This is a genomic window from Rothia sp. 27098_8_29, assembly GCF_041432785.1.
GTDB lineage: Bacteria > Actinomycetota > Actinomycetes > Actinomycetales > Micrococcaceae > Rothia > Rothia mucilaginosa.
The window spans coordinates 1-3557 of record NZ_JAPWAI010000019.1; the positions used below are offsets into that span (position 1 = coordinate 1).

4 protein-coding genes are annotated in these 3557 nt (G+C 58.7%); all 4 read right to left on the reverse strand.

Features of this window, described 5'->3' with window-relative positions; genetic code table 11:
- Positions 1 to 769 (reverse strand): ATP-binding cassette domain-containing protein (locus O3649_RS08955; RefSeq protein ID WP_371573876.1); only part of this gene is annotated, 769 nt, incomplete at its 3' end.
- A gap of 481 nt (positions 770 to 1250) precedes the next feature.
- A complete protein-coding gene (locus O3649_RS08960) occupies positions 1251 to 2063 on the reverse strand; it encodes an NUDIX domain-containing protein (protein ID WP_049341969.1) in 813 nt (270 codons plus the stop codon).
- Between the two features lie 261 nt (positions 2064 to 2324).
- Complete coding sequence (locus tag O3649_RS08965) at positions 2325 to 2645, reverse strand: putative quinol monooxygenase (protein ID WP_012904344.1); 321 nt, start codon at positions 2643 to 2645, stop codon at positions 2325 to 2327.
- Between the two features lie 136 nt (positions 2646 to 2781).
- A complete protein-coding gene (locus O3649_RS08970) occupies positions 2782 to 3360 on the reverse strand; it encodes a TetR/AcrR family transcriptional regulator (RefSeq protein WP_012904343.1) in 579 nt (192 codons plus the stop codon).
- Positions 3361 to 3557 lie beyond the last annotated feature (197 nt).

Consider the following 3557-nt stretch of genomic DNA (forward strand, 5'->3'; position numbering starts at 1 on the left):
TCGCGCGACGCTGAGCCGCCTGCTGCTCGGTGTCCAGCGCCTGCCGGTAGGTGCTGTAGTTACCTTCAAAGAGACGCAGATGCGCCAGCCCCTGGCGGTCGGCGTGAAGCTCCGCAATCATGTGCATGCGCTCCAGCAGGTCACGGTCGTGGCTAATGATGAGCGCCGGGCAGGGTAGCGCCTCCAACGCGGCGAAGAGCTGAGCCTTCGCTAAGGAGTCCAGGTTGTTCGTCGGCTCGTCGAGCAGAATGAACTCTGGGTCTGAATACAGAAGCGCGGTGAGTGCGGCTGTGACCGTCTGACCACCTGAAAAAGTGCTAAGGGGACGCATCAGAAGGTTGCGACGGGCCTGTGTATCGGTCGTAGTGAGGGCAGGACCAAAACCATGTTCGGCAAGGGCTACGAGGGTGCGTTCTTCAATATCCCAGGCGTCGCCTATGGTGTCGTAAAGGCTGGGGGAATATTCGCCCGATTCCAGCGCATCAAGCGCCTGCAGTATTTTTGTAATTCCAAAAATATCGGCAAGATGCTGATGCCCACTCAACCCTAAATCTTGTGGTAGGTACGCTATGTGCGGTGGGGTGCTGATTATGCCTTGACTAGGGTTTATGTCGCCAAGAATAAGTCTGAAGAGGGTAGTTTTTCCGGCGCCGTTATCGCCGATAAGCCCGGTGAGTGGCGCAGAAAATACCGCGGAAAGGTCTGTGAAAAGTGGGGGCTGGCTCGGGTGTGCGTACGAAATATGGTCGAGTGTAATGTGACGTGACATGGGCCGAGTTCCTTCGAGTAGGTGCTCGGATTCCTGCCATCGTAGTGCACGTTAGGCATGAGAATATGAAAAAACCCGAGCGCGGTCTGTAGGTACACGTAAGCCCGGGTAGTGGGGTGGGCGCATAAAAGCGCATTGACCTGGTGTTGTTGGATCCGGGCTTATGCTCGGTGGGTCATTTCTTTGATGCCTCCTAGATTCCGAATACCGCCCCGGTCGCGCCTTGGGTGGCTTCGGTCAAACGATACGTTCAGCTCCGCCAGCTACCCTCGCAATGGGGTAGTGCAGGAAGAGAGCTGATGAATCCAGCATAGGAAGCATGCGGGTGCTGAGTCAAACACCCTCCCGCAAAACCGCCTGACAAGTGCCGATACCCCCTAGAGAACGCAAAAAGAGGGGCGACACCAATCGGTGCCACCCCTCCTTTTAGGCATTAAATCTTAGGCATTAAATCTGCGCGCGTACAACGCGCGAAAGGCTATTACGCCTCGTGGCGCTCACGGTACATGCCCAGCGGGCCCGCATCCGCGTACGCCTGAGCGTCGTTGTAACGGTACAGGCGCGGCGGGCGGTGACGGGTGCCCTCCACGCGGCGGCCGGTGTCAATAATCGACTTCGACGCCGCAATCTGGCGGCGGAAGTTCGCCGGATCCAGGGTGCGACCCAGAATCGCCTCGTACACCTCACGCAGCTGCGCCAGGGTGAACTCCTCACCCAAGAAAGAGTGCGCAATACGCGAGTACTCCACCTTGTTCTGCAGGCGGTAGAGCGCGTACTCAATGATTTCGTTGTGGTCGAAGGCGAGCTCGGGCAGCTCATCCACCGGGAACCAGCGGATGTTCTCGTGCACGCGAGTGTTCGCGACCTCGGTGGCGGGAATCGATGCCCAGTACACCACGGAAACCACGCGCTCGTGATCAGTGCCGGGTGCCGGGTCGGGCTCGCCCACAACGCGGGCGGCACGCGCCTCGGGGGTGCGCAGAACGTCACCGAATGCGTAGAGCTGCTCCAGGTAGCCGGGCTGCAGGTTGGTTGCGCGCTTCAGGGTCGAAGCGGCTGCCTCTTCGAGGGAAAGATTCGGGTTAAGCGGACCGCCAGGAAGCGCCCACTGGCCCTTATAGGGCTCGCGGAGGCGGCGAACCAGCGGCAGCCACAGGGTCGGGTGGGTTTCGTTTTCCTTGGGGCGCAGTGCCAGAATAACGGTCGAGACGGCGAGGGATACAGAGGTGTGGTCCACGTCGTTGTGCTCTTCAACGGCGACTGCGCCGGGAAGAGGCTGGGATGCGATGCTCATTCAGACCTCCTGTGCGAATGGGTATCGATAGGTGTGCATACTCTATCCATTTTAAGGGGTTAATAGGGTAAAAATGCACGCAAGGCACTCGCTGAGTCGAAAACCGGTACCATCCGCGTCGTGTCAAGGGGAAAAGTTCAGGTACCGGACACACCAAAGCGCCCCTCCTATCTGTCCAATAGAACAGGCAGGAGAGGCGCTTTGGCGTCTACTTATGCAGTATCTAACTATGCAATTTTAGATGCAGAGTAGGGGTGCAGACTAGTCGATCTGTAGCTCGCCCATAGCGTCCCAGCCGTCGCCGTCAACCAGGCGAGAAACAATCTTCGGGGTTGCGGTCAGCATGGGGCGCATGTCCTTCAGAGCCTGCTGGAAGTGGTCAGAGTTCACGTGCGGGCCAGCTGCGTCGTCGTTGAAAGCCTCGAGCAGAACGAACTCGTTCGGGTCCTCAACGCTGCGGGACCACTCGAAGAACTTGTTGCCTTCCTCGGCGCGGGTTGCCTCGGTGAAAGCGCGGGTCTTCTCAATCCACTGGTCGGCGTATTCGGGCTTGACGGGGAACTTTACGGCAATGAAAATCATCGGAACTCCTTGATTGAAGAGTAGATACGTACCCTTCCAGTTTAAGCCCCGGGTGCTCGCCGGCGCTGAAGAATAGGGTTTGAGGTAGCGGTTTTAGCTTGTGGCTTTAACCGCTGTGTCGAGTGGCTTTTGTGGTTTAACGAGCCGCCGCCTTGAGTACCTGCAGGGCGCGTTCGAGTGCCGCACGGTCTGCCGCGATGGCTGCAGCCCTCTGCGGGCTGGCGGAGTCGCCTCCGAATGCCGCGTTGTAGTACATGCCATCACCCAGAAGCAGCACGGTGCGGGCAATCTGTTCATCACCCAGCTCAGCGAGAACGAGCGCATGCCAGCCATCCTGTACGCGACTCATGGTCTGCTGGGCGAGCTCATTATTGTTCTGCGCCAGGCGGCTGAGGGCAATGAGGGCACGGTCGAACGGGGTGTTATCCGGCGTGGAGGAATTGATGTAGTAGGCGCTTGCCCCCTCGGGTGCCTGCTCCATTGCCGCGAAGTCCTCTTCAGCCAGGGTGAGGGTGCGTTCTGCGAGCGCTTCAAGGAGCGCCTTCTTGGATGAGAAGTGGTAGAGTAGCCCGCCCTTGGAAACCTTGGCGGGGGTGGCGACGGCGTTGAGGGTTGCGGCGCGTTCTCCCGAGCGAATCAGCAGGTCGACGTAGGTGTCGAGGATGTGTTCGCGGGAGTTGTTGGCGCGCTGTTTGCGGTGGTTGGGGGTGGTCATGGGTACCAGTCTAACCGCTTGAAACTATACCGTCCAGTTGGTATAGTTAATCTTCGTTTATGGCCCCGTCCGGACCCCTAAAACCTCACTAAAAGACCTAGCCCAAAAGACAGGCCGAGCTGATGCCGCCGCGTCCGCCGCATCAGCCGACACCTTATAGACGCACGAAAACAACCCATGACGAATCACAATCCGCA

Excerpts from the sequence above, each read along its gene's own strand:
- O3649_RS08960 (WP_049341969.1), bottom strand. The coding sequence starts at position 2,063 with ATGAGCATCGCATCCCAGCCTCTTCCCGGCGCAGTCGCCGTTGAAGAG.
- O3649_RS08965 (WP_012904344.1), bottom strand. The coding sequence starts at position 2,645 with ATGATTTTCATTGCCGTAAAGTTCCCCGTCAAGCCCGAATACGCCGAC.
- O3649_RS08970 (WP_012904343.1), bottom strand. The coding sequence starts at position 3,360 with ATGACCACCCCCAACCACCGCAAACAGCGCGCCAACAACTCCCGCGAA.